Consider the following 23,260-nt stretch of genomic DNA (forward strand, 5'->3'; position numbering starts at 1 on the left):
TTCTAGTATCAATTCCAGATTTTGTGGGTGGCATCTAATCCTGGGCATTGCCAAGCCCTGAGAGTCCTTTCCACATCTACTTCAAGTCCTGTAGTTAGAAAATTGCTACGTATGTTATAAATTCCCCACTGAATAAATTGACCATAGTTGTGTACATAATTTGACGCAAGCATACCTTGACTAACTTTTGTTCTGGAATACAGGTAAGATGATGTGTAAAGTAATATTGCAACTGTTTTTCCTGCTGGAATCTCCACATTACCAGATCCGGCTAACTTGCTATCAGAACTCGTGTATTGGTAAACATTTTTCCATACTATTTTCGAAATTCTTGATTTATCGGTATTGTCTGGCGTTCCCACAAATAATCCTACACCCCCATACTCCGTACTCGAGTATGATGATCCAACAAATTCTATTGTTTTATTTATGTTCACATTTGTTGTATTTTTTACAAACACTACTCCAAGTGCAGCATATGGGTAATAGTATATCTCATCGTAACTACCAGAAAAACTTTTTGTGCATAACTCTCCATAAATAAATGTTCCTTTATTTCCCTCTATAAAACTGAGTTGTCTTGGCCGATAAAAACTAACGTAATCTGTATCGTATGTATGGCTACCTGCTAGTAGTTGCAACATATAGTCTGTTTTTGTTATATCACTACTCCACTTTCCAAGCTCTGTCATAAAAGTTCCGTGGCCAAAGTAATTATTTTTTCTGCCAAGTACACCAAATAAGAAAGGTAATGACCCTGGTTCAACCATATTGCGCTTTCTTATTTCATTTATAAGAGACGCTTTTAACTGTTCATCCCGAGTTTTTATCTCATTTATCAGGGATGTTTTTAATTCGAGTTTCTATTTCCCTAATGATTGATGAGCCAGATGGTACATTATTAACAGCACGAAAATCTTCTACTAAACCTTTAAGACCATCTTTATGACTGTTACTAATGCTATTTATTGCTGCAATATTGGCATTCTTTCTCGTATCAAGTAGTGATAAATTTGTTGTTCCTTTTTCATCAATTCTCTTTAATAACTGCTTCTCTGATTCAGAGATCACTGCTAAAGAACTAGCTTTTTTAGTATCCAGATCAGTTAAGTGTTTTTTTGTACTATCAAGAAGTTCTTTTAGCTTACCATCTGTCATCTGTACAATTTCAGAAACTGCACTTTTGTCGACTATTGATTCCAATGCTTTAGCAAGATATGCAAGCTGATCTGGTGTACTATTTGCTGCTAAATCCTTAAGTCTTGTTTGTAGTGCATCAATTATTTCTTTTATTTTAGCCATTTGCACAATATTGGAAATAGCTTTTTTATCTGCTATCAATTCCAGTGATTTTGCAAGATATGCAAGCTGATCAGGTGTGCTATTTGCTGCTAAATCCTTTATCCTTTGGTGTAACGCTTCTATTGCTTCTTTCATTCCCAAAAATTCAAAAAAGTTTCAAATCTAAATCGTTTAAAATTATTTTTTAGTTCATCTTCTCTTTCGGTGATATCTTCATCTATTTTTTCTATAGCTCTTCGAATACGTACTACATCTTCCACCGCAATATTTTTTGGATGAGGCAAAGGATATCCTCGTTTGGTTTGGTCAATATTCATTATGTTACTATTACTCTAAGATTTTTGACTTTAGGACGATAAACAACCGTTCCACTTAAAACCAATTTTACCCTCGTCTCATTAGCACTAAAATTTGATAGTACATGAGTTCTCTCCACCCAGCTTTCTCCAATTGGTTTTCCTGATATTAAATTTACTAATTGCCATTTTTCTCCTCCTCCCACGTTTTTCTCTACATAAGTTTTAATGTCTGCAGTGCCAGGTATCAGCGCATCATATGTTATAGTAATTTTGGTGTTAGCTCCTGCTGTAATGCTTCTTGTAACATAATCTCCGGACTCTGAAAGATTACCCATAACTAACTGTAACCCAGGATATAGCACTGGACTTTTTTCTTGCCCTCCTTTTAGGCTTACTTTTATCGTTAGTTCCCCATTTATTCTTTCACGCAGTGCAAGCGGCAAGTTATCAGAAAGAAAATTTTCTTTTCCCTCTTCATCTGTTAAGATAAACTCTACATTGGTATCAAATGCTACCTTTTCAACATTTGTTAAAACTATTAAATCTGAAGTATTGTTTGCTGTAACCTTTCCCAGATCAATAACGTGAGAACTTTCGGTAAATTTTGCAGCTAGTAATCGAAACGTTAAATCTAAATTTTGATGTGGAGTCCAAGTACTTGCATTGCTAGATGACAGTAATACTCCTACTTGATAAGGCTGGCTTGTTACCCACCTGCTATTTACCGAATCATATTTTCCCAGCTCTGCAATTTTTACTGCAGTATCTGCATCATCGGTAAGTAAAACTATCGCATATTCTCTGCTAGCTTCACACCAGACAGGAGACCAAGTAATACGTGTTGCTGTGCCATCTATCTTTATACCTTTTGGCTCAATATAGCTTTCAGCAATGACAGTCTGCGAGGGCATTCCCACTGCTGTTTCTCTAATCTGCACAACAACACGTTTTTTGCCTTTATTTATAAACCATAGCTCCACGCCTCCTATGTGTCTGCTCTCATTTAGCGTAAATGTTTGGGCTAAAGGATCAACTCTTCTTGCTGCGATAACTCTTCTTCTTTCCTCTATGGTAATTGTTTTTTTACCAGTATAAGTTGCTTCTCCATAACTGCCTTTATCACCGAAGAACTGCACTAACTTAGTCCCAGCAGGAATGTTTCTTGGTACAGTAAATCTTCCTTTTATTTTTCCTCTGTTATCAGCAATAAATGTTGCGATCATGTTTTTCTTTCAAATATTTTCTATGCTTGAGGTTGAATAAAAATTCCATCAAACTTTAATTCCTTAAGCTTTTCACCAGCTGCAAAACCTTCAATCTCAAAATTTTGAGTTGCTTCTCGCATAAATTCAGTTTCGTATGAGGTACTTGACAGCAGCTCTGTTGTTTCTTTAACATTAAATACTCTGGTTACTGGACTTTTCCAATTTGTTTTTACCTCCGTCCAGTGATCAATATTTTTATTTAAAGTAATTTGTGCTGGTACTGGATCAAAAGCTTGATACGGATTAATTTTTTCACTTTTAGTCTGTAAAAGCTGTTCCAATACCGGCTCAAGTTCATACGGCAAAAGATATCTTTCCCCACCTTTTTCAATATCTGCAACTTCTACATCTATTGGCAGAACTAGCTCTCTATTTACTATTGCTGCAGACTGTGAAATTCCTTGATCACGCATATCATCATCAAAGAATGGGTCAACAAATACTCCTTTTTTGGTGGTAGGTTCTCTTGAATTTGCATCACTGCGTAAACGTTCCTCTGCAACTAGCGCATAAAGATCATTTATTCCTTTTTTCATTGCTTCAAGCTCATTCATCGGTACAGCATGAATAGCATTATTCACTATTTTTACCCCTTCTTTTTCGCCTTTTTTCCACGTCTGATGAATGTAGCAGAGCAAAAGTTGTCCAGAGGGGGCTTTAGGCATCGATGGTCGCCAAGGGTGAGCTATGCCTTTTATCCTTCTTATTGCGCCTTTTGCATCTATAGTGATTAAATCATAACGTGGCATTTTCCAGGTGTAATCAATCAAAACCAAGCTGTTATCAACTGCTCCTTTTACTTTGCATCCCTCTTCACTTATATCTTCAGGACTTACATGAGTACGACAGCGATAGGTTATCAGGTAACTACTTCCAGGAGCTGGCTCTTTACCTGGTAGTGACCAATCAACGTTTCCTGCGTTTAGTTTATAATCTATGCTGTTTTCATAAATAACATTGCCTTGTTTAACTTGAATAATCTCAAGTACTGCAGAGTCAGGTATCGGATCAATAACTCCAGAATATGAACCGTGAGTAATTGTAATTGTTTTTTGAATAGTTATATCTACTTTTTTGATTTCACTGATTGGAAAATCATTAACCTTCAGTTCCATTACCCTTTGGCTATTTGGCTGAAAAGTATGTGGTTCTGATTCAACTGATTTTATATTAGGATCTTCATCAAAAGAAACACGAATACTGTGAGGAAGTTCAATCTCATAGCCATCAACATGAGCTTTGCCCTCATTAATCACAAATATTTCTCCTATGATTATTGTCCAGTAGAAATTTCAAATTTTGTGAAATCTTTAAAAACCCAGTCATTTTTAAGAGTATAGAAAATAGTTATAAGAAATTTCCTAGCAGTAGCAGTTATAGCTTTAGCAGAACCACGCTTCTTTTTTATATGTTCATAAAAACTTTTCAAGTAAGGACTGTAACGTACAGCAATCCAAGTACATTGAACTAAAGAAGTACGCGCTATTTTTGACCCTCGTTTGGTAATTCTTCCAATTGTACATTGCTGATTAGATTGAGAAACTCTTGGTACAACTCCAAAATATGCAGTAAGTTTCTCAGGTCTACGGAAATCATTAATGTCTCCAATTGTTGCAATAAAGACAGCTGCAGAAATTGGACCAATTCCCTTTATGCTGATAAGATTGCTGAACCCAGGAAGTTGTTTAGCAAAAGCTATAATTTCCTTTTCAAGTTTTTTAAGGCTTTCTCGGATAGCTTCTAAATGATAGCTAATCACTTCAATTTCAACTTTTTCTAAAGGCTCCCAATTATGCTTTTGAGTAGCACGTTCAAATCCTACTTTAGTTGTAAGTACTTCTTTTTTAATTTTTATTCCATGATAATTAAAAAGACCATGAACTTTATTGATTAAAGATACCCGTGACTTTACTAACTGATCTCTCGTTTGAAGAAGAGAAGCTAACTGCTGGCATTGTTTGTTTTTGCACCTTGCCTCAGGCAACATATCTTTGCTTAGAAAGAAAGCAATAGCTCGCGCATCATGCTTATCTGTTTTGTTCACAGAGCGACGAACAACTTCAAACTGTCCAGGAGCAATTATTACTATGCGTTTAACGTAAGGTGAAACTGCATCATAAAAGAAACAGCTGTTACCTGTTGCTTCTATGGCTACTTCATATGTTTCTTGAAGATCTTTGGTGAAATTATCCAAGTCTTTTAAGCGAAACGTTTGAATATGCTCAGGTTTCCCTTCTTGTAAGTAACAAGCAGTAAAACTATTGGTATGTAAATCAACTCCAATGTGACGCATATTTTTTCCTCCAATTGCATATTTCAATATATCAGAGTAGAATATTGCCGGTTGTTCCAAACTCCTATACGAGGTCATCACATTTTGTGAGCCTCACGATGATTTTCGGTGGCAGGGGCAGTTAATCTCCCCCACGAAGTCTTCTTTCTACTCCCTGGGCAGAAAGTGCTTCAGAAAAACATCCAACCTGCCACCTATCCACTCTGAGAAGTTATTATCTTCTCTTGCTTCCAACCAAGCAATACTTATTCATACCATCTTCCCCTTTTTCGTCCTTTTGCAAAAACATTACTTCAAGGCCATTTACTACATATGAACCATTTGCTTCACGTTCATAACGAGCAAGGGCAGTATTCACTGCATTTGCTTGTGGTGGTGAAGCATGCTGAATTAATACGCCGTTTTCCACATTGTAAATAGGGTAAAATTCTCCATTCTTGAAACTTGCAGTTACTCCTTCTGCCTGATAATCCCAGGTAATAGTAATCTTAGTTCTTGCTGCTCCCACTTCTTGGTAATTCCTTGTGCCAACAGCAGGATCACGAAGATTTTCATCCTCTAGTTCGGTAATTGTAGATTCAACATACCAAACACCAATGCGAACTGTAGTACTGATAGGAATTGTTAACTCTGCCTTTTCTACATCTCTTACTGCACCACGCAGATATATCTTCCCCTCTTCAAGTGTAACTTTTCCTCCATCTATGATACAATTGCTTCCCGTTATAACATCACCATCACGGAATATTGCATCACCAATGCCTTTGAGCTTCAAAAGAGCATAATCTTGAATTTCATTGAGTTCTGCTGACTGCAAACCTCTTCCTGCAAGAAATAAACTACGTTCATATCTTTTTGCTGGATTAAAGCGGTTATAATAATTTTTAAGTGTCATTTTTTTCTAAAATGTTACAACAAAGGAAAAAGTTTCACGAGTGGCTGCTGTTCTGATTAGTGGTACTGTGTGCTCAAGTACTAACAAAATTCTAGGATTTTCCACGTCTTTTGGCTCAAAATATCTCTGTCCTGTAGGTAATCCTTCTTTTACTTTAGTACCAACCATAACCCCTAATTCCCGTATAACTTGATTTGCTGCGTCCGTGAAATCGAAAGTAAATTTAAGATACAGATTATTGGTTGGTACATTAGATGGTTTAAACCTTCCAGATGGAGTCACAAGTTCTCCATTCTCATCACCGCTGCAGAAGAGTATCTCATCGACAACACGACGTCCAACTTCTTTTAGCAATTGTGTAGAAGTAATAAGTTCCGATGGTGTTCCTTGAATATACTCTATAGTAATTACACTATCTGCTATAATTGCACCATTTTTTATATGCTGAATGGTGCCTTCGCTGCTATCAACTGTATAATCTATGCTTGACTGATAAGTTGTTTGTCCTGTATAAACTTTCACATCTTTAATAGTGTGGTGATCTAAGTTTACTTTGCTACCTGCTACAAAAGTTTTTTCAACTTTGTAGCTGCTTTCCCAGGTAGGATCTCCAGATCCCCAAGCAAGGTATATAGGTTGTTCTCTAATACTTGCAGCAATAGCTGCTCTACCTGATTGTGTAAGTATTGACATAGTTGATTGTGCAGTTGATATTATATATATACAAGATCCGTAGAAAAAACGTCCAATTTTTTTTGCAATAATGGGCTCAAAATCTTTCCAAGGGCGATTTAAGTGGCGATGTTCATGCCAAGTAACCATACCTGGATAGAATGCTGCTACGTAATTCTCTAGCTCATGAATAGAATCCTTCTGCTTTGAATCTGAGTCATTTTGACAATCAATATGATATTCCGCTAGATTAAACTCTATTATTTTTTGATCAGTAAAATTCTTTGTTTCATAGTGATAAGTTACACTAAATCGCTCTAAAATTGGTGTGCGTTGAAAGTTCCAAATCTGCTCAGAGAGCTTATCTTCACTTAAGTAAAATGTACGCTCTATTTCTTCGTAAACAGTTGGTGCAAAACAAGCATTAATATCCCCTAAATTCCAACTATCTGACAATACTACCAATGCTTTAGCAAACTTAATTTCTGGCAATAAACTCTGTGGTAGAGGATATAGTGCTTTTAAGTTATACCACTGATGACTTCTTTCATATATACCGTTGTAATTCTTCGTATGAGGCTCTGTTTCTCCTAATATTGCAACATCTAACCTATATAAATCATTACTGTAGCTTCTATCATAATGTGATCTAAAAGTGCCAAATTTAAATCTTGGATTTCCTATTTTCAGTTCAAATGAATTTTTTCTTCCAAACGATAACACTGGTCCTTCTTGTGCTATTTTTACACCTGAGTAGTCTGAAAGAAGATCTCCAAAAATACTTTCATCTAATATAAATCGCTGAGCATTGTAATAGTCATTGAATATTCGCATTAATCGAGATCTTACCGGTGCAGAAAGTTTTGCCAAAGCAATTACACTATCGACAAAAAAATCATTAGGAACATCAGAGATGCCAATTTGAAATTCAGCAAAATGCTTCCCTGGCGATTCTTCTTGAATGGTAATATTATCAATGTTTGCCCACCTAAGTGCCATCTTCAGTGACTGTGGTGTACCACGCAGATGTTGAAATTTTATTCCGTTTTGAATAATTTTCTTAGGATCTTGCTCTAAACTATAATATACCAATTTTTCTAACGCACTTTTGAGCGATTTATCGTTTAAACGCTCAAACTTTATCTTGGTAGATTTTTTATGCTCTGGTAGCCATGATAAAATTTCTCCCAAACCATACTCTGCTATCAACCATGGTAACATTTCTGTCTTAGAATTAAACTTAAATCCCCGTAGAGAATTTACATCGAGAGAATAATTAATTATATCAGCAAGTATTTGCTCTTGCTTTAATGCATTTGGAGGAAGTATCACCAGTCTTTACCTATTAACTCAATTTGTAAATCGCGTAAAGTAACACATTCATTATTTTGCACAATGATATCTTCTATGTGCTCTGTAAGCTCTATATTCTGTATACCTTCTGTAAAAAGATGAGCAATAATCCATGATCTGGTAATATTCCATCCTAACCCTTTAGCAGATTCAAGATCTTTGACAAATTGTTCTTTTGCAGCTTCGATAACATCTTTTGATGCAGTAGAATAAATATGCACTTTAGCATGAATAGTAATGGGAATAATACCACAGCCAATAACTGTAAGCGTATCTGTTAATACACGAATATCATCGCGAATAACGTGATTTCTGACGATCTCTAGCAATTCTTCTGAAGGTACTCCACCATTTTCTGTGGAAAGTATTGAAATCTGTACACTTCCTGGTATAGGTGATACCACTTGCGCATCTTTTACTCTTGTGTCAGCAGATAATGCATGATAGCAATAATGTTCTTTGCTTCCTGCTGTTGACCAACCAACAATTTTGGCTTTTACCCGCTTTCTTAAGGATTCATCATTCTCTGACTCCTTTCTCAGCACACCATAAAATTCAGCCAAGTGATCAAGGTCATTACCTCTTGCAAAAGCAAGTAAATTTGCCTGTGCTGCATCATTAATCCTTTGCCTAAGAAGTAGTTCACGCCAAGCTGCCACTTCCAGGATTTTTATTGCTGGATCACTCTCAGTTAGCGCAGAAAAACTTGCATCTCGACGCATTAACTCTTCTTTCATTCGCGAAAGGATTTCCTCAAATTTCAATGTTTCGACAATATTTGGTGTTTTCATCCTACTACCTTATACTATAATACCATCAAGGCGGATCAGCTTTCCATTTGGCAGATAGATTCCTTCTAAAATGAGAGTTACTTTACCTTCTTTTATTTCTGTTATTTGTACACGTTTAAGCTTAAATCGACGCTCCCACTTTTCTAATGCTTCTGCAACTGCTGCATAAAGTTCTTGTGCAAAACCAGGTACAATTGGATGATCAATCAGCTCAAATAACCTTGATCCGTAATCTCGGCGCATAACACGAGTGCCAACTGGCGTAGTTAAAATATCAACTATTGATTGTTTTAAATGCTCTATACCACTTATTGTTTTACCAGTTTCAGAACTCATACCACGCATATTATTTACCCTGCAAAAACGTTATCACTCCCTTCTTCTGCTATTGCTCCACAGGAAATTAGGTCACCAGTACGAGCAATGGCTTTGCCATTTACAAACACTGCTTTCGACCCTTGTGTCATTACTTTTCCTTCACTAAAATTATCTCCTCGCCTACAGACAGGTCTTCCGTTTATAAATACATCTCTGCTTCCACTTATACAAAAATGCAGCAACCCTCCTTCACAGTGATCTCCTAGGCGTATAACTGATTTATTCATTCCTTTCCCTAATTTAGATTTACTCTTTTTGCTTTTAGTTTTATTTCGCTCTTTGTTATCTCTACACTTGATTCCCCAACATTCAGTGTTATCTTGTCTACTACTTCAATCTCTAAATGATGTTTCTCTTTATCATATGTAAATCTTGTCCCATCTTGAAATTTTACACTATTTACTTCCTTTTTATTCTCTGGAGGAGGGTATTTTTCCTGATATATTGCCGGTAACACCACCCCCAAAGACAATTCTCCCAATGGTGATAATACTATTACCTGTTCATCAATATTTGGTGGTAACCAATTTTCAGCTCTATTTGTTATCCATGGAAGAAAATCTGTTACAAGTTCACCTATTTTAACTTTTACTTTAGCTTTTTCATAATCTATTTTTTCGACAATGCCTATACGGACAATGTTGGCCAATTTCCTCCGCAATTCTGAAATTGCAAAATTACTTTCCAACATTCACATCGATTAAATGAGGTTTTATTTTACTCACTTCCCAAATCGATCGCCCTACATGCAATTCGTGCGCCCAGTCTACCATCCACACTAAATATGCATCGAGCTCTGGCCTAAAATCATCTCCTCCTCCTGATATAAATTCTCCTGGTGAAACATTTTTCACGTTCCAAGTATTTTTATTTACTACTCTGGCAACCTCAGCAGCTAATGATCTGACAATAATAGGGGCATTTTCTATTGTGCTATCGATTACTATTCGTGCCTCAAATTTTGCTCTCAGCGCTAGCTCCTCTGTTCCTGGATCTTTTCCTTGCTCTAGACTTGACAATTCTATAAATACCGCTGGAGCTGCTAACTCTTTCCTTATTGCTGGATAAACCTCACAAGTTTGAATTGCTGGTATCTCTGCCTTTAGCGTATTACAGATTGCCTCATGTAAATTAGTCCAAAATGCCGTCATAAAATAACTCATGTGTAAAATATTTTTCAAATATCCTTTCAACTTCATAATTAACAAGATTTTCTATTATCCTTGAAGCCTCAGGTTCAAGTGGTAGTTTAACCTCCTGTATCGGTAGTGCTGTTCTTCCTACACGTTTAAAAATACCACGATAGCCTCTTGGCATCGTTGCCATAAATGCATCATTAAATGCTGTTCTTATTTTTGCTTGTTTTATATTTCTCATTCTCACATCATACAGATATGCTCTAATTAAAACCTTCAAAGTGCTTTTCCTTGCCTTGATAATTCTTAGTCTTTTTCTAATTACTTTTAGCCTAATTTGCTTTTCTTCACTGATTTCTCGGACAGCCTGAGATTTTAACCATAATGCCGTTTTGTTTAGCGCTCTTACCGCTGCCAATTCTATTTTGGCTTTGTTAGCATCAATGTTGTGAATAATTCTCTCAATATTTTCATTAACCTCAATGTTAAACATCCTTCTCTCCAAGTACTGTACATTTTATATTCCATACTATTCCTGAATTATCTCGCAGTGGTGGAGAATATACTTTATATTTACGACCATCAATAACAAAAATATCTCCTACAATTGGCCTCAGTACATCAAAAACATTTACCTCAAGAAAAAGCATCTCTTCCACAAATTGTCCTTCACCAATCTCGTATAATTTATCTGTCTCTTGCTTTAATACCTGTACCATATATGACTTATCCTTTGATTTATATAAAGCCACTTCTCCTAAATGGGCAAAACAATCTTTAAATAATCTCTTAATATTCTCTTGCACATTTCTCCGCTATATACTAACATTTATATGCTAAGAAGAGGTAAAGCATTCTTCTGCCTCACACCGCTTTATATTTGCTCTACCTATGTTGCAACGATCTTGACTAGTATTGCTGGACGGTGGCACATTGGCAGAGGGTTTGACTGCGTATGCAAATCAGTCCCTCTATCAAATCTTCTTGGCTCTTGTTTTGCATATAGTGGCTGTCCAAGAGTATTTACTGTCTCATTAAAATCTGCTGGTGCAAAATATGTTGTAAATGTGCTCGCTGTTCCTAGTGGAAAACAATGCCCTGTATCTTTCTCAATAAATCTTCTCACGGTTCCTTCAGGATCAGTTGCTTGTCCTCTATATTCCTCAAATGTGATTCCACAGAACGTAAATCCTGACCTCATATCATTTCTTAGCGCTGCTCCTTCTTGCCATCTTTCATATGCTTCTTTCACTTTAGTATGTGAAGTGAGTGCATCAAAAAACTCAGGGCTTACCAAAGCATGAATTCCTGTCATATATTCACCACTTAGATTATCTTCTATATGCCGCAATACTTCCATACACTTACGCTTGACATCTGTTGTTGCTGTTCCTAGGGCAAAATTTACTACTTTTGGTGTGATTTCAAATTCGTTGTACAGATTTAACAACTCTGACCCGTCAGCATCTAAAATTATTCCTTTCAGCGCTCCCATACGCAAATGCTCCAACGTTATTGCATGTTTGTTTCTCATTAGCTGCAAATGATCCGTTATTACATCTGCCAGCGCTTTAAGTTCACTTTCTGATCCAAATGCCCTTATTCCTTGCACTTCTTCTGGCAGTACTACATCATCATGCGGAATATGTGGAATCGTAAATGTTCTTACTTTTCTTTTTCCTCTTTTTCCTACTGTTGCTGGTGCTCCTGGTATTTGTGTTGGTAATAAACTTAATACTCCGTTGTGTTCTTCTATGGTAATATGTCTAAATCTTACTGATCTACTTGGAAACAAATTTAAATTTTCAATTCGTCCATAATTTATCGGCAATATATTTATCGCATTAGTTAGTGCCGTCATGCTAAATGCTGTATTTGTAAATGGATTTTGCATTTTTTCCCCCCTTATTAATTTTAGTTAAACTCCCTTGCGGACAATGATCCCTCGTGCTTCAAGTTGCTTTATTGCTGCAGCTTTCTGCTCTTCAGTGATATTTGCTGGCCATACAACTGCATGATCGGCAAGAAGAGCAATACGAGTAATTATTATTGCTTTAGTATCTCCATCTTTGCTATTTACATCGCTTGTTATTACACCTATCGCTGTTTGTGTGCCATCTGTGGCAGTTGGATTTATTACCTTAATCATGTTGTCTTTATCACGACCAACAACTGTACCAAGTTTAAGATTTTGACCTTTAGCTACTGCTATTGAGTCTCTTGAATACAGGCTTGATGCCTCATACTTTAATAAATCACCTAGATTATTTTGTTCGGTTATAGTACTCATTTTGCTTTTCTCCTTTTGTTATATATTTTAAATGCCTGATTGCGCACGACTTTTCGCTACCTGCATCATCAACTCTTCTCCTGAATTCTGTGGTATTGCACTCAGTATCTCTGTCTTCTTCGTTCTCTCTGCAAGTAACTCCATTAAAACTTCCCTAGCTTGCTCAACACTTACGCTTTGCTCAATAAATTCTCCTATCTTTTCTGGCATCTTTGATATATTACATAAACGTATTAATTCAAGAACTTCAGTACGATACTTAGTTAAATTATCAGTTTCTAGGTCAGTTGTAGTTTGTTCATTCATAGTAATACTCCTGTTTTTATTAATAGATTTAAACTCAGAAAGAATTGTCATTCCATCTGCAAGGCCTATCTCTACCGCATTTTCACCAAAATATAGCCCTGCTTCAGTATTTTTTATTGCCTCTACAGAGAGGTTTCTATTGCGTGCTATTAGCTCAACCAGCATTCCATATAAACGATTCACTTCGCTTTTTAGGTTTTCTAAACTTTCAGACGTCATTGGCTCATGTGGATTTAAATCATTTTTTCTACTTCCTGCAAATACTGTCGTATATTTTATTCCCTGTTTTTCATCAAACCCACTTTGATCTATATGACTTGCTATTACTCCTATGCTTCCTACTCCTGAAGTTCTACTCACAAATACCTTTTCAGCGCTAGAAGCTATAGCGTACGCTGCAGAATATGCATCATCATTTGCTATCGCTATTATCCTCTTTTTTCCCCTTGCACTGTAAATAAAATCAGCAAGGTCAAACACTCCATTGACCTCTCCTCCAGGACTGTCTATATCCAACAGGATTGTTTCTATATCACTATCTTCTATTGCTTGTGTAATTTGTGCTTCTATTTGATTATAGGAAGTCATTCCAAAAATATCATCAAAAGTTTCTGACTTTTTTGTCAAGATTCCATGTATCGGTATTATTCCTCTTTCACTATTTCTTACTGCATGTTTTATATTTTTAAAGATAGGCTGCTTTCCTGTTTGTAGTGACAGTAATTCAAAACTCCTTGGTTCTACCATTACACATCTGTTTAGCCATATTGTTTGTTGTTTCATATCACCTCTTGATTGGCCGTAACGTCAGAATCAAAACTTAAGCCCAGTTCACTTGCACGTCTTTGATCTTCAGCAATTTCCTGCTCAATTTCTTCTACATCGTAACCCATTTCTGATACTACTTCTGATCGACTCTTAAATCCATTTCTTACTGCCATTTGCTGTGCTTGCTGATCTTTTAGCGGATCGACCCAATCAAATCCCTGTGGTATCCATTTTACTTCTTTTTTTGCTCCTTCTTTTCCCTTTGTCCATTCTTCACCTATGTCTAGCTCTCCAGAAAGTAGTGCTAACTCTAACCACCTATCCCATACAGGACGGCAAAACTGAAATACCATAATGTTATGCTGTAACATCGTGCACCTCCTGCGAAACTCTATCAATCCTGCTCGAATGGATGAATAATTAACGCCTGTTAAATCTCCTGTTAGCTGCTCATATGTTATTCCTGTACCTATTGCTATTGCCCTGAGTTGCTGTCTCATAAACGCTTCATAACTTCCTCCTACATCTGACGGCTCTGAAAATTTTATATCTTCTCCTGGGTCTAAAAGCTGCATTGTTCCAGGTTCTAGGCCAGATAGTGCTATTCCTTGCTCATTACTTTCACCTTCTCCCATGATATTTGCTTCAGGATCAAGTCTCGTAATAAACCCTGTGACCTTACCCAGAAAAAGTAGAGAGGAAGTTAAGACGTTTTTGAAGTAAAATAGAACGTTTTTTCAAAGAGGTGTAATATGGGAAACAGAAGGGAATATACAATAGAGTTTAAATTGGAAGCAATAAAACTAGTAAGAGAAACAGGTCAACCGTCAGCAAAAATAGCAAGAGATTTAGGTATGAGTGGAGATTTATTAAGCAGATGGGTAAGAAAATATAATGAAAAAATGTCAGGAGTAGATGCATTTCCAGGCAAAGGAAAGTTAGCTACTTATGACAAAGAAAGGTTTGACTTAAAGAAAGAGTTAGCAAGAATAACTAGGGAAAGAGACATTTTAAAAAAAGCCCTGGGATATTTTGCCAGCCAAAAGGAGTAAAATATTCTTTTATAAAAGAGCATAGAAGCAGCTATAAAATACAGGAGTTATGTAGGTTTTTAAATGTATCTGCTTGTGGTTATTATAAATGGGTTGCTCAGAAGAAAAGCAATAAAGAATTAGCAAGAGAGGAGCTTCTAGCAGATATTCAAAAAATATATCAAGCATCACAATGCAGGTACGGAGCTCCTAAAATCCATGCTGAACTAAAAGCTTTAGGCAAAAATTATAACATCAAAACAGTGCAAGATGTAATGCAAAAAAATGGCATTCAAGCTAAGCTTAGAAGAAGATTCAAAACTAAAAAACAGCAAACAGACAGTAGGATTATAGCTCCAAATATCCTGGATCAAAATTTTACTACGGACCAGCCCAATAAGGTATGGGTAACTGATATTACTTATATAAAAACCAAAGAAGGCTGGCTATATTTGGCAGCAATAATTGACTTATATTCACGTATGGTAGTTGGTTGGTCAATGAGTAGTTCAATGGATAAACAATTAATTATAGATGCTTTATTTATGGCTGTTAATAAACGCAAACCCGCCAAAGATCTACTGTTTCATAGTGATCAAGGGTCACAATATACTTCTAAAAAGTACCAATTCTTATTAAATAGAAAAAATATTATCTCTAGCATGAGTCATAAGGATTGTTGTTATGATAACTCACCTGCAGAAAGCTTTTTCAGCTCACTCAAAAGAGAGCTACTTATTGATCCTTCACAACACTCTGCTCAACAATCTAGAACTGCCATATTTGAATACATTGAAATTTTTTATAATAAACAACGACGTCATTCTACTATTAACTATTGCATCCCTGAACAATTTGATGCATCATTTTCATGACAAAAACGTCTTAACTTCCTCTCTACTTTTTCTGGGTAAGGTCAATATTAGCCTGCCCAGTAGCATGGAAGATATGTACAAAGGATATGGGAGTAGCTATAGAGATTGTGAGAGTAATACCAAATCAGGAATAAAGCTGCAGTTAGTCTTTGATTACCTGAACCAAGCGCTAGATAAGTTAAATTTAATAGAAGGAATAAGGTCGGATCAAGGTTATAGGGATTATCTGAACGGTTTATCAGCCAATGATTTGCTAATATTTGATTTGGGCTACTTTGTGCCTAGTTCTTTTAAACAGATTGATGAAGCAGGTGCATATTTTGTTAGTCGTTATAAGTCTGATACCAATATATATGATATAGAAACAAATCAAAAAATAGAGTTGTTGGAATGTTTAGAAGGTCAATCCCTTCTAGAGATGGAAGTGCTATTAGGAAAAGAAGTAAAAATTAAAGTGAGAATTATATGTCAAAAATTAACTGAAGAACAGTCTATAATTAGAAGAAGAAGGGCTAATAAGTTAGCAAAATCACATGGATATACATCTTCTCAAAAGAATCAAAAATTGCTGGATTGGTCGATATTCATAACTAACGTTCCAGAGAGTAAAATCAGCGCTGAACAAGTATTAACAGTTTACAGGGTAAGATGGCAGATTGAATTATTATTTAAATTGTATAAGAGTCACATCAGGCTTGACGAACTTAAAGGAAAACCATACAGAGTATTATGTGAACTATACGCTAAATTGTGCGCAATTCTTATATTTCATGGAATAGTTGGTTGTATAAAACTGAAAGAGAATACAGAGCTGAGTTTAACAAAGGCATTCATTGAATTAAAAAGAAGGATTAGGGAGTTGTTTTTAGCGTTAAGCAGTAAAATTAATAATTTGAGAATTTTCCTGAAAAAACTTACCACAGACTGGTCACAATTTTCTGTGAAAGATAGATATAGAAAAACTAGAGTATCCACCTTAAGTTCATTGAATTTTCTTACCCTTGCTTCTTAACTTGACGCGTATGCTCTCACTGACTCTCCAAATGAGCCTTCTCCTGGATGTTCTCTAAATAAGTAATATGCCTCTCTTTGCCCAACCCTGTTAAACTCAATCCCGTTTCTTATTACATTACCATTTGCTAAAGTTTGATTTGTTTTATTATCTAAGTGTTCAGATTCAAGCACTTGTAATTGCAACGGTACACACAGACCATCTCCAGGTTTTCTTGTTCTTAACCGTATGAAACATTCCCCGCCTTCTATCATGCTCCTACAAACCAGTGCTTGCAGTCCATAAAAATCATTTACTCCACTACTGTCTGCTTCATCTGTCCATCTCAGCCATAACTCTTGCACTCTTTTCCGAAACTCTGGATCTTTAGCTTTTGATTGCGGTTTTATTCCTGTTCCAATCGAGTTACTTACTATTGTATCAATGATATTTGCTGCATATGGATTTTTTCTTACCATATCACGAGAGCGGCTACGCAAGTGCTCAAGGCTTTGAGAGAGTAAATTATTTATGCTTCCCGTTTCTCCTTGCCAATACATTACCCTTCTTCCTGAGCCAGATGCATCCCAGGCTGAGCTTTTGATTTTTGGCTTGCTAAATAGTTGTTTGAATGATTTTAGTAACATTACAAAACTCCCTTGTTAGTAGCAAAAATAATTTTCCTCTTCGGCTTCATTCCAACAATCTTTAGTTCAGCCTTAATACGTTGTCTTAAGCTTAGTAAATCATTTATATCTACTTCTGCATATCTCACAACATGGTCACCATATGCAATTGATACCACTCGCTCTCCGTTTTGCAGCTTCTTTATCGCTTCTTCAATTTGAACTAAATACTCTTCGTTATACATTTTCCAACCACTTACTCTGTCTCACCTTTTTAGGTTTTTTACTTTCCATTTTTCCACTCAAACTATTCCATTTATTTTCTTGCCACCTATCAATTCCAAGCGCAATAGATGCAGCTCTCGCATAAATTCGGCAATCTAGCACTTCGTTTCTTTCTCTTACCTTTTGCCACTCCTGTTTGGTGTATCCCTTTACTACCTTGCTGACTAACTGCTCTGCTGTTAGCTGCTTAAAATATTCAGGTGCGTACTCAGGAAAATGACAGTATCCAGGTAGAGCTTTTCCCTCTTCTTCTTTTAAAATATTAAGTAATTGAAAAAGCTCTGATTTTAATATCGATACTCCTACTGGCCAGAGCTTTATTCCTCTCTTTAGCTTTTGACCACCAACTGTTATATCTACTCTACTTGGGCTGCTAAGTGGTACTAGTGCTTTATTTACACCTTTTACTGCCATTACTCTTCCAGATCCTTGATGACCTCTTACCCAATTGTATACTTCTTGTGTTGCATATCCAGCATCAACCGCCATCATACTTATCATATATTCAAGCCCATTTTCACCGATAAAATGATGATTGAGTAACTCCGAAAGTCTTTTCCATACTTCTCCACCCCCAGTATCTCCTTCAAATACTTGGTAGTCTATTGACCAATTTTCGCGGCTTTTTCCCCAGGCTACGACTTCTACTTCTAAACGATCTTTTTGAACATCTACTCCTGCTGTCAAAACCACTTCACCCTTTGGTACTGTGCCTACGGGAAAAAATTCTCTTCTGTTGAATAATTGCTTCCAGTCTGGTACTTCTCCCTTATCTACCAAGGTTTCTCCAAGCGTTGTGTTGATCCAAACTTTCAGTAATTGTTCACTTTCCTTTGCATGCAGAAAATCCTCTACTGCTTGTTGCCAACTATACCAGCCAACTGGACTATAAAGACTTGAAAGATGAAATCCTTTTTTCTCACCTTTCATTGGATTAGTAGGCCTCCATTCTCCACGCTCAAGCATCTCTGTCTTTTGATGATTTTCTATTTTGCCGCTACATTCAGTGCAGATATAATGTGCTGTTCTCGAATCGTTATTTTCCCATTTAATTTGTGCCCATTGTAGAACTTGATAGTAATTACAATGCGGACATGGTACAAAAAAATATCTCTTATCCGTTGCTTCAAATTCCTTTTCAATTCTACTTATTCCATGAATCGTTGGCGTTGACACTAAAAAAATCTTTCGCCGTGCAAATGTATTAGTTCGAGCAATACTGAGCAGTACTGGATCACCTTCTCCTCCTGAATCTCCTGGATAGGCATCTATTTCATCAAGAAAGAGATATTTTACTGGCATAGATCTCAGTGCTACACTGCTATTTGCTCCGGTTATTACTACTATTCCACCTGGAAATTCCTTACTTTGTACAGTATTGCCTGAGTCTCTTGACCTTGGGTCTTTTACTTTACTCTTTAAACATGGCGTACTCTCTATTAACGGCGCAAATCTTCCTTTTGACCAACGCTTTCCCATTTCAACTGTTGGCTGCACAACTAACATTGGACCTGGTGTTTGATCGATAATATAGCCAATCCAATTGTTACCAGCTTCTGTTCCTCCAATCTGGGCTCCTTTCATGAATACTACTTTTTCAGCAGGTGAAGATGGAGATAATGAATCCATGATCTCTTTTAAATAAGGAGTTCTTTCCGTTCTCCATTTTCCTGGCTCTGATGCTGCAGTTGGTGCTAAAACTCGATACTCATTTGCCCACTCTGACACTTTAAGCTGCGGATCTGGTCTTAAACCTTCAGAAAAAGATGTAGCGTATATCATTGTCTGCATCTACTCATAACTGGTTCTATCTCGACATCATTAACAATAGAACTACACTCCTCCATCTCCATAAGCATCTTTTTCTGAAATTCCTTTTCTATATATCTTTTGCTCATCTCACTTACCATTATTGCTATAACAAGAGCAAATATCCCTGTTATTGTTGCAAAAATGATTGCACTGCTTATTGTTGCTGCTGTTAAACCTATATATGCTGCCATTGCTACTGCGCTAACTGTAATACAGATGCAGATAATATTATTATGTTTTTTCATCCTTTTATCTGCTATTTCTCTCTGTGCTATATATTTATTATGAAGGGTTGGAAAATTAACAACGGTATCTCTGCAGAGTAACGCTCCATTTTTTTCATTAAATAAAACTTTAAGTAATTCTAAATTATTTGACTTGATTGCTAAGTGCAAAACAGGTGTATAGTTTGCTCCTTTTTTCAGCAATAACTTTACTACATGTAAATGCCCTTTTTCTGCAGCAAGATAAATCGGTGATAGACCTTTATTACTTACAATATCAATATTGATTTCTTCTTTTAAAATTGCATCTACAATCTCAATTTCTCCTCTTTGTGCAGCTAAATGGAGTAGACTATTCTTTTCAGAACCGTATTTATTACTCATCAAAGCCTTCTTTATCTCAGGTTTAGCGTAATCAAATGGTGTCCTGCCGCTATCGTCTTTTACCAGAGGGTCTATATCTTCTCGCGTTAGTAAAACTTCTATTGTTTTAAGTCTTTCAGCGTAATGTAGTGGTGTTTTACTTTCGTAGTCTTGCAAATTGACTTGAGCATTAGGCTCCTTTATTAAGCATTTGAGGATATCAAGACATAAATCTCTTTCATCGTAATTAGTATTACTTACAGCTATATGAACAGGTGATAATTTCATCGAGTTTTGTCCTACACGTGCGCTATTTACATCTGCTCCTAGCTCCAGTAATAACTTTACTATCTCCAATTTTTTGTTGTTAACTGCATAGTGCATCGGTGTCTGATTTCGTGCATCAAAAACCTCGATTTCAGCATTTCCTTCTCTTATCAAAATCTTTACAACTTCTGCATGTCCTATTCCTGCTGCTAGATGTAATGGAGTATGGTGCAAAGCATTTCGTACATTAACGTCAATACCTTTTCCTATCAAATATCTAACTGCATTAACTTCACCTATCATTGCAGCTAAATGAAGTAAGCTATCTTGTTCTGATCCGTATTTATTATTAATTAGCGCTTTTAATATTTCTGCTTTTTTCCCTTCTTTGGCGTAATCAAGAGATGTTTTACCATCATTATCTTCCACAAAAGGATTAATATTCTTTTTCGTAAGCAGCAGATCCACCATGCTTAATTCGTCAAATTCTATAGCGCAATGTAGTGGTGTCTTTCCATTTAATCCTCTAACATTAACATCTAATCCAGGTTGATTAATGAGACACTTTATTAATTCTAAACTTAAGTGAGCAGACATTTTATATTTAAAATTTAGTGTTAGATAATTCTTTAAGCGAGTTTGTGATCTCTTCAGTTAGCGCCATATGAATCTTTTCAGTGTCACTCAGTGATGCAAGCAGTGCTGAAACTCTATTTGGAATATTAAGTAAATTATTACGGACAACCCTTGCTACATTAAATGCTTCATTTTTTACTTCTTCGATTGACACAAATTTGCCTACTTCAGCTTTCACTTTAGCTTCCAAAAGTTTACCACGCTCCATTTCATTTTTTATTCGCGTTTTTAGCAACATCGTGGAAAGCTTTTCTCCGCTCTCCTTTCTTCTCAGTGGCTGACTTGGATCTCTTATTGCTGCTACCGCTTCATTTGCTTGTTCTCGGTCAATAAGTCCGTCTTCCAGCTCAACTATTCCTTTTTTTACTAAAGAACAGACATATTGCCTCGAAAACCCTTTTTCCCTTGCCCATTCTGCTTGCGTAATTCTCACCTTTTTTTCTCCTTTTTAGCACTGCTCAGCTATAATTTCGTAAGTAGTTAACATTTGAAATATGTCTAACGCTAATCAAGGCCCGAGGTCAGGACCACCAAACCCGCCATTCTGGCCGAAAGGACCCACTTTTTATGATATTTTTAATACACTAAAATCTTTACTAAAATTCATAACATAGAACATTAAAGCTAAAGAATCTGCTTCATTATCATCTGTTGGACAAAAACCCTTTTCCTGTACTGCCTCAATGACATCAGCTTTACTTGCATTGCCTTTGCCTGTTATAAAGCGTTTGATAGTTTTCACAGATACACCTTTGTATGGCACATGATGTTCTTCACACCAAGCAGAAAGGTGTGCTAAAAACCCTCCATAGATATGTGCAGCATCAGTTCCTAAGTGTCTTCTCACTTCTTCAAAGTACACAACTTCAATACCTGGAAATTTATACTTAAGTGCATTAAGCCAATTACGAAAATTTAAAAACTGCATTCCACCACCACTAAACCTGCTAACATGAAAACTCTTACTTCCACTTTGTACTATTCCATCATGTAAAATAGTCCAACCAGTTTGTTTACCAAGATCTAGGGTGAGCATTTCTTTTCAATTGCTGAGTACATATATATACAAGATTTGGAAAATTTTCGTCCAAAAAATCTTCAATTTTTGAAAAATTTTTTATAATTAACTCTTTCTTGAAGATGTTTATTTAAAAACCTTACTTACCCTAAACATGATTTTTCTACTTTTAGAGTTTTTTTTTATTATTCTAATCTTATATTTTATATGTTTTTATATATGTGTATATTTTTATATATGTATTATATATATATATTATATATAAGGGTTTTAGGAAGCTAGAATCCTCCATATTGGCGAACTTCAGATATGCCGTTCCTAGGAACGGTTTTAGGAACGCATGGTGAAAACCCTCCATACAGGCTAATTCTAGATTCCTGATTCCTAATTCCTGATTTAGGAAGCCAGTAATTAGGAACGGAACTTAAGGTCATAGAGAGCACATTTTTCCCTCTTAAAAATTGGTGATATTGAATTTCAAAGTATGAAATTCTTATATATTTTAAATATATAGCCCTTCTCATAATAGTGGAAACAAATGAAGAAAAGCAGAATCGACAGCATGGCGAAAAGATTTAAACAGAGGTATGTTCTTTCTGACTCTGTTTTTGATAGCAAACCAATAGTGTTCAATATCATTAAAATCGGGAGAGTAGGGAAGGAGATACATAATTTCTGCACCAACACTTTTGGCAAATTCGACAATCTTTTTAGACTTATGAAAAGTTGCATTGTCCAAAATCACCATTTGTCCAGGCTGTAAAATTGGTGCCAGAAATTGCTCGAATCAGCCATTAAAAATCTCTGTATCACAATAGCCTTTAAAGGTCATAGGTGCGAAGATTTTTCCCTTGTTTAAAGCATGCTAACTCGCTGAGTTTTTTTACCTGATTTTAATGCATGAAACCTCTCTCCCTCTCTGCAATACCCATATGCTCTGTATTGTCTATACTAGATTCATCAATATATACCAGCTTTTCAGGAGATTTTGCAGATATAACTTTCAAAAATTCAGCTCGTTTTTCTTCGTTCCCATAAGTCTTTTTTTGCGTGTAAATCCAATTTTTTTCAGAGCTCTATGAATTATTTAACGACTTATATTGCACCATAGTTTAGCCACCTCTGACTGTGTTTTACCGCCGTGTTTTTTCACAAATTCTGCAAACGCATTCCAGTCGGTAATTTTATGATTATAGCCCCTATTCCCCAGTTTCTTCGATTCCTGTTTCTTTGCACCTTTTCTCCCATTTATACAATGTTACTCTACCAATTTTGAATCTCTTTGCTACTGCTGTTTTACTCTCTCCCTCATCCAACGCCTGGATAGCTTTTTTCCTTAAGTCATAGCTATACGCTGCTGGCACTTTTACCTTTTCATTACCCT

General features: G+C 36.1%; 19 protein-coding genes and 8 pseudogenes. 2 read left to right on the forward strand and 25 right to left on the reverse strand.

The genetic code is table 11. The annotated features are described in order from the left end of the window. Positions 1-8: 8 nt before the first annotated feature. The 18 genes and pseudogenes from OPR57_RS07880 to OPR57_RS06415 all read right to left on the reverse strand — a co-directional run. A pseudogene (locus tag OPR57_RS07880) lies at positions 9-1,437 on the reverse strand (hypothetical protein). Continuing rightward, positions 1,434-1,619, reverse strand: coding sequence for a hypothetical protein (locus tag OPR57_RS06330; protein WP_265036270.1), 186 nt, complete (start codon positions 1,617-1,619; stop codon positions 1,434-1,436). Before OPR57_RS06330 ends, OPR57_RS07880 begins: the two are co-directional and overlap by 4 nt. Then, entirely contained in the window at positions 1,619-2,824 is a 1,206-nt protein-coding gene (locus tag OPR57_RS06335; protein WP_265036271.1) for a hypothetical protein, read from the reverse strand. The genes OPR57_RS06330 and OPR57_RS06335 overlap by 1 nt, the downstream gene beginning before the upstream one ends. Positions 2,825-2,844: 20 nt before the next feature. Continuing rightward, positions 2,845-4,131 (reverse strand): annotated as a pseudogene (locus OPR57_RS06340) (DUF4815 domain-containing protein); the annotation flags it as partial. 8 nt (positions 4,132-4,139) lie between these two features. Beyond that, positions 4,140-5,159 (reverse strand): IS110 family RNA-guided transposase, encoded by a 1,020-nt coding sequence (locus tag OPR57_RS06345; RefSeq protein WP_265037507.1) that lies wholly within the window; start codon positions 5,157-5,159, stop codon positions 4,140-4,142. A 253-nt stretch (positions 5,160-5,412) separates the two neighbouring features. Then, a pseudogene (locus OPR57_RS06350) lies at positions 5,413-6,054 on the reverse strand (DUF4815 domain-containing protein); the annotation flags it as partial. A gap of 6 nt (positions 6,055-6,060) precedes the next feature. Next, positions 6,061-6,747, reverse strand: a complete 687-nt coding sequence (locus OPR57_RS06355; protein ID WP_265036329.1) for a hypothetical protein — start codon at positions 6,745-6,747, stop codon at positions 6,061-6,063. Between the two features lie 1,307 nt (positions 6,748-8,054). Continuing rightward, positions 8,055-8,870, reverse strand: coding sequence for a baseplate assembly protein (locus OPR57_RS06365; RefSeq protein WP_265036330.1), 816 nt, complete (start codon positions 8,868-8,870; stop codon positions 8,055-8,057). A gap of 9 nt (positions 8,871-8,879) precedes the next feature. After that, positions 8,880-9,215, reverse strand: coding sequence for a GPW/gp25 family protein (locus OPR57_RS06370; RefSeq protein ID WP_065094334.1), 336 nt, complete (start codon positions 9,213-9,215; stop codon positions 8,880-8,882). A 5-nt stretch (positions 9,216-9,220) separates the two neighbouring features. After that, complete coding sequence (locus OPR57_RS06375) at positions 9,221-9,475, reverse strand: PAAR domain-containing protein (RefSeq protein WP_265036331.1); 255 nt, start codon at positions 9,473-9,475, stop codon at positions 9,221-9,223. 8 nt (positions 9,476-9,483) lie between these two features. Then, positions 9,484-9,939, reverse strand: a complete 456-nt coding sequence (locus tag OPR57_RS06380; protein WP_265036332.1) for a phage baseplate assembly protein V — start codon at positions 9,937-9,939, stop codon at positions 9,484-9,486. After that, positions 9,926-10,399, reverse strand: coding sequence for a hypothetical protein (locus OPR57_RS06385; protein ID WP_065094331.1), 474 nt, complete (start codon positions 10,397-10,399; stop codon positions 9,926-9,928). Before OPR57_RS06385 ends, OPR57_RS06380 begins: the two co-directional genes overlap by 14 nt. Then, positions 10,380-10,877, reverse strand: coding sequence for a phage tail protein (locus tag OPR57_RS06390; protein WP_265036333.1), 498 nt, complete (start codon positions 10,875-10,877; stop codon positions 10,380-10,382). Before OPR57_RS06390 ends, OPR57_RS06385 begins: the two co-directional genes overlap by 20 nt. Further along, a complete protein-coding gene (locus tag OPR57_RS06395; protein WP_265036334.1) occupies positions 10,870-11,190 on the reverse strand; it encodes a head-tail joining protein in 321 nt (106 codons plus the stop codon). Before OPR57_RS06395 ends, OPR57_RS06390 begins: the two co-directional genes overlap by 8 nt. An 83-nt stretch (positions 11,191-11,273) precedes the next feature. Next, positions 11,274-12,278 carry a major capsid protein gene (locus tag OPR57_RS06400; protein WP_265036335.1) on the reverse strand — a complete coding sequence of 335 codons (1,005 nt, stop codon included), beginning with the start codon at positions 12,276-12,278 and terminating at the stop codon, positions 11,274-11,276. Between the two features lie 24 nt (positions 12,279-12,302). Further along, the gene (locus OPR57_RS06405) at positions 12,303-12,674 is read right to left on the reverse strand and encodes a head decoration protein (RefSeq protein WP_265036336.1); all 372 of its coding nucleotides are present in this window, start codon (positions 12,672-12,674) and stop codon (positions 12,303-12,305) included. A 27-nt stretch (positions 12,675-12,701) separates the two neighbouring features. Beyond that, the gene (locus OPR57_RS06410) at positions 12,702-13,763 is read right to left on the reverse strand and encodes a S49 family peptidase (RefSeq protein ID WP_265036337.1); all 1,062 of its coding nucleotides are present in this window, start codon (positions 13,761-13,763) and stop codon (positions 12,702-12,704) included. Then, positions 13,760-14,419 (reverse strand): annotated as a pseudogene (locus OPR57_RS06415) (phage portal protein); the annotation flags it as partial. The pseudogene OPR57_RS06415 and the gene OPR57_RS06410, both read right to left, overlap by 4 nt. An 81-nt stretch (positions 14,420-14,500) precedes the next feature. On the opposite strand from OPR57_RS06415, the pseudogene OPR57_RS06425 reads away from it, so the two are divergent. Both OPR57_RS06425 and OPR57_RS06430 read left to right on the forward strand, forming a co-directional pair. Beyond that, positions 14,501-15,654: pseudogene (locus OPR57_RS06425) on the forward strand (IS3 family transposase). A gap of 46 nt (positions 15,655-15,700) precedes the next feature. Then, positions 15,701-16,666, forward strand: a pseudogene (locus OPR57_RS06430) (IS4 family transposase); the annotation flags it as partial. Between the two features lie 2 nt (positions 16,667-16,668). On the opposite strand, the pseudogene OPR57_RS06435 reads toward OPR57_RS06430, so the two are convergent. The 7 genes and pseudogenes from OPR57_RS06435 to OPR57_RS06465 all read right to left on the reverse strand — a co-directional run. Next, positions 16,669-17,292, reverse strand: a pseudogene (locus tag OPR57_RS06435) (phage portal protein); the annotation flags it as partial. Then, positions 17,292-17,516 (reverse strand): gpW family head-tail joining protein, encoded by a 225-nt coding sequence (locus OPR57_RS06440; protein ID WP_187297528.1) that lies wholly within the window; start codon positions 17,514-17,516, stop codon positions 17,292-17,294. The pseudogene OPR57_RS06435 and the gene OPR57_RS06440, both read right to left, overlap by 1 nt. Then, the gene (locus OPR57_RS06445; protein WP_265036338.1) at positions 17,509-19,338 is read right to left on the reverse strand and encodes a phage terminase large subunit family protein; all 1,830 of its coding nucleotides are present in this window, start codon (positions 19,336-19,338) and stop codon (positions 17,509-17,511) included. The genes OPR57_RS06440 and OPR57_RS06445 overlap by 8 nt, the downstream gene beginning before the upstream one ends. Then, positions 19,335-20,819: an ankyrin repeat domain-containing protein gene (locus OPR57_RS06450; protein ID WP_265036339.1), complete on the reverse strand. Its 1,485-nt coding sequence runs from the start codon at positions 20,817-20,819 to the stop codon at positions 19,335-19,337. The genes OPR57_RS06445 and OPR57_RS06450 overlap by 4 nt, the downstream gene beginning before the upstream one ends. Positions 20,820-20,826: 7 nt before the next feature. Continuing rightward, on the reverse strand, positions 20,827-21,291 hold the full coding sequence (locus OPR57_RS06455; protein WP_265036340.1) for a hypothetical protein: 465 nt from the start codon (positions 21,289-21,291) through the stop codon (positions 20,827-20,829). Between the two features lie 132 nt (positions 21,292-21,423). Next, positions 21,424-21,894, reverse strand: coding sequence for a RuvC family protein (locus OPR57_RS06460; protein ID WP_264376793.1), 471 nt, complete (start codon positions 21,892-21,894; stop codon positions 21,424-21,426). A gap of 502 nt (positions 21,895-22,396) precedes the next feature. After that, a pseudogene (locus OPR57_RS06465) lies at positions 22,397-23,240 on the reverse strand (IS630 family transposase). Positions 23,241-23,260: the final 20 nt, after the last annotated feature.

Origin of the sequence: Wolbachia endosymbiont (group A) of Anomoia purmunda (assembly GCF_947251545.1) — a bacterium.
Taxonomy (GTDB): domain Bacteria; phylum Pseudomonadota; class Alphaproteobacteria; order Rickettsiales; family Anaplasmataceae; genus Wolbachia.

Coding starts and splice junctions, on each gene's coding strand:
- OPR57_RS06330 (WP_265036270.1), bottom strand. CDS start 1,619: ATGAATATTGACCAAACCAAACGAGGATATCCTTTGCCTCATCCAAAA.
- OPR57_RS06335 (WP_265036271.1), bottom strand. CDS start 2,824: ATGATCGCAACATTTATTGCTGATAACAGAGGAAAAATAAAAGGAAGA.
- OPR57_RS06345 (WP_265037507.1), bottom strand. CDS start 5,159: ATGCGTCACATTGGAGTTGATTTACATACCAATAGTTTTACTGCTTGT.
- OPR57_RS06355 (WP_265036329.1), bottom strand. CDS start 6,747: ATGTCAATACTTACACAATCAGGTAGAGCAGCTATTGCTGCAAGTATT.
- OPR57_RS06365 (WP_265036330.1), bottom strand. CDS start 8,870: ATGAAAACACCAAATATTGTCGAAACATTGAAATTTGAGGAAATCCTT.
- OPR57_RS06370 (WP_065094334.1), bottom strand. CDS start 9,215: ATGCGTGGTATGAGTTCTGAAACTGGTAAAACAATAAGTGGTATAGAG.
- OPR57_RS06375 (WP_265036331.1), bottom strand. CDS start 9,475: ATGAATAAATCAGTTATACGCCTAGGAGATCACTGTGAAGGAGGGTTG.
- OPR57_RS06380 (WP_265036332.1), bottom strand. CDS start 9,939: ATGTTGGAAAGTAATTTTGCAATTTCAGAATTGCGGAGGAAATTGGCC.
- OPR57_RS06385 (WP_065094331.1), bottom strand. CDS start 10,399: ATGACGGCATTTTGGACTAATTTACATGAGGCAATCTGTAATACGCTA.
- OPR57_RS06390 (WP_265036333.1), bottom strand. CDS start 10,877: ATGTTTAACATTGAGGTTAATGAAAATATTGAGAGAATTATTCACAAC.
- OPR57_RS06400 (WP_265036335.1), bottom strand. CDS start 12,278: ATGCAAAATCCATTTACAAATACAGCATTTAGCATGACGGCACTAACT.
- OPR57_RS06405 (WP_265036336.1), bottom strand. CDS start 12,674: ATGAGTACTATAACCGAACAAAATAATCTAGGTGATTTATTAAAGTAT.
- OPR57_RS06410 (WP_265036337.1), bottom strand. CDS start 13,763: ATGAAACAACAAACAATATGGCTAAACAGATGTGTAATGGTAGAACCA.
- OPR57_RS06440 (WP_187297528.1), bottom strand. CDS start 17,516: ATGTATAACGAAGAGTATTTAGTTCAAATTGAAGAAGCGATAAAGAAG.
- OPR57_RS06445 (WP_265036338.1), bottom strand. CDS start 19,338: ATGATATACGCTACATCTTTTTCTGAAGGTTTAAGACCAGATCCGCAG.
- OPR57_RS06450 (WP_265036339.1), bottom strand. CDS start 20,819: ATGTCTGCTCACTTAAGTTTAGAATTAATAAAGTGTCTCATTAATCAA.
- OPR57_RS06460 (WP_264376793.1), bottom strand. CDS start 21,894: ATGCTCACCCTAGATCTTGGTAAACAAACTGGTTGGACTATTTTACAT.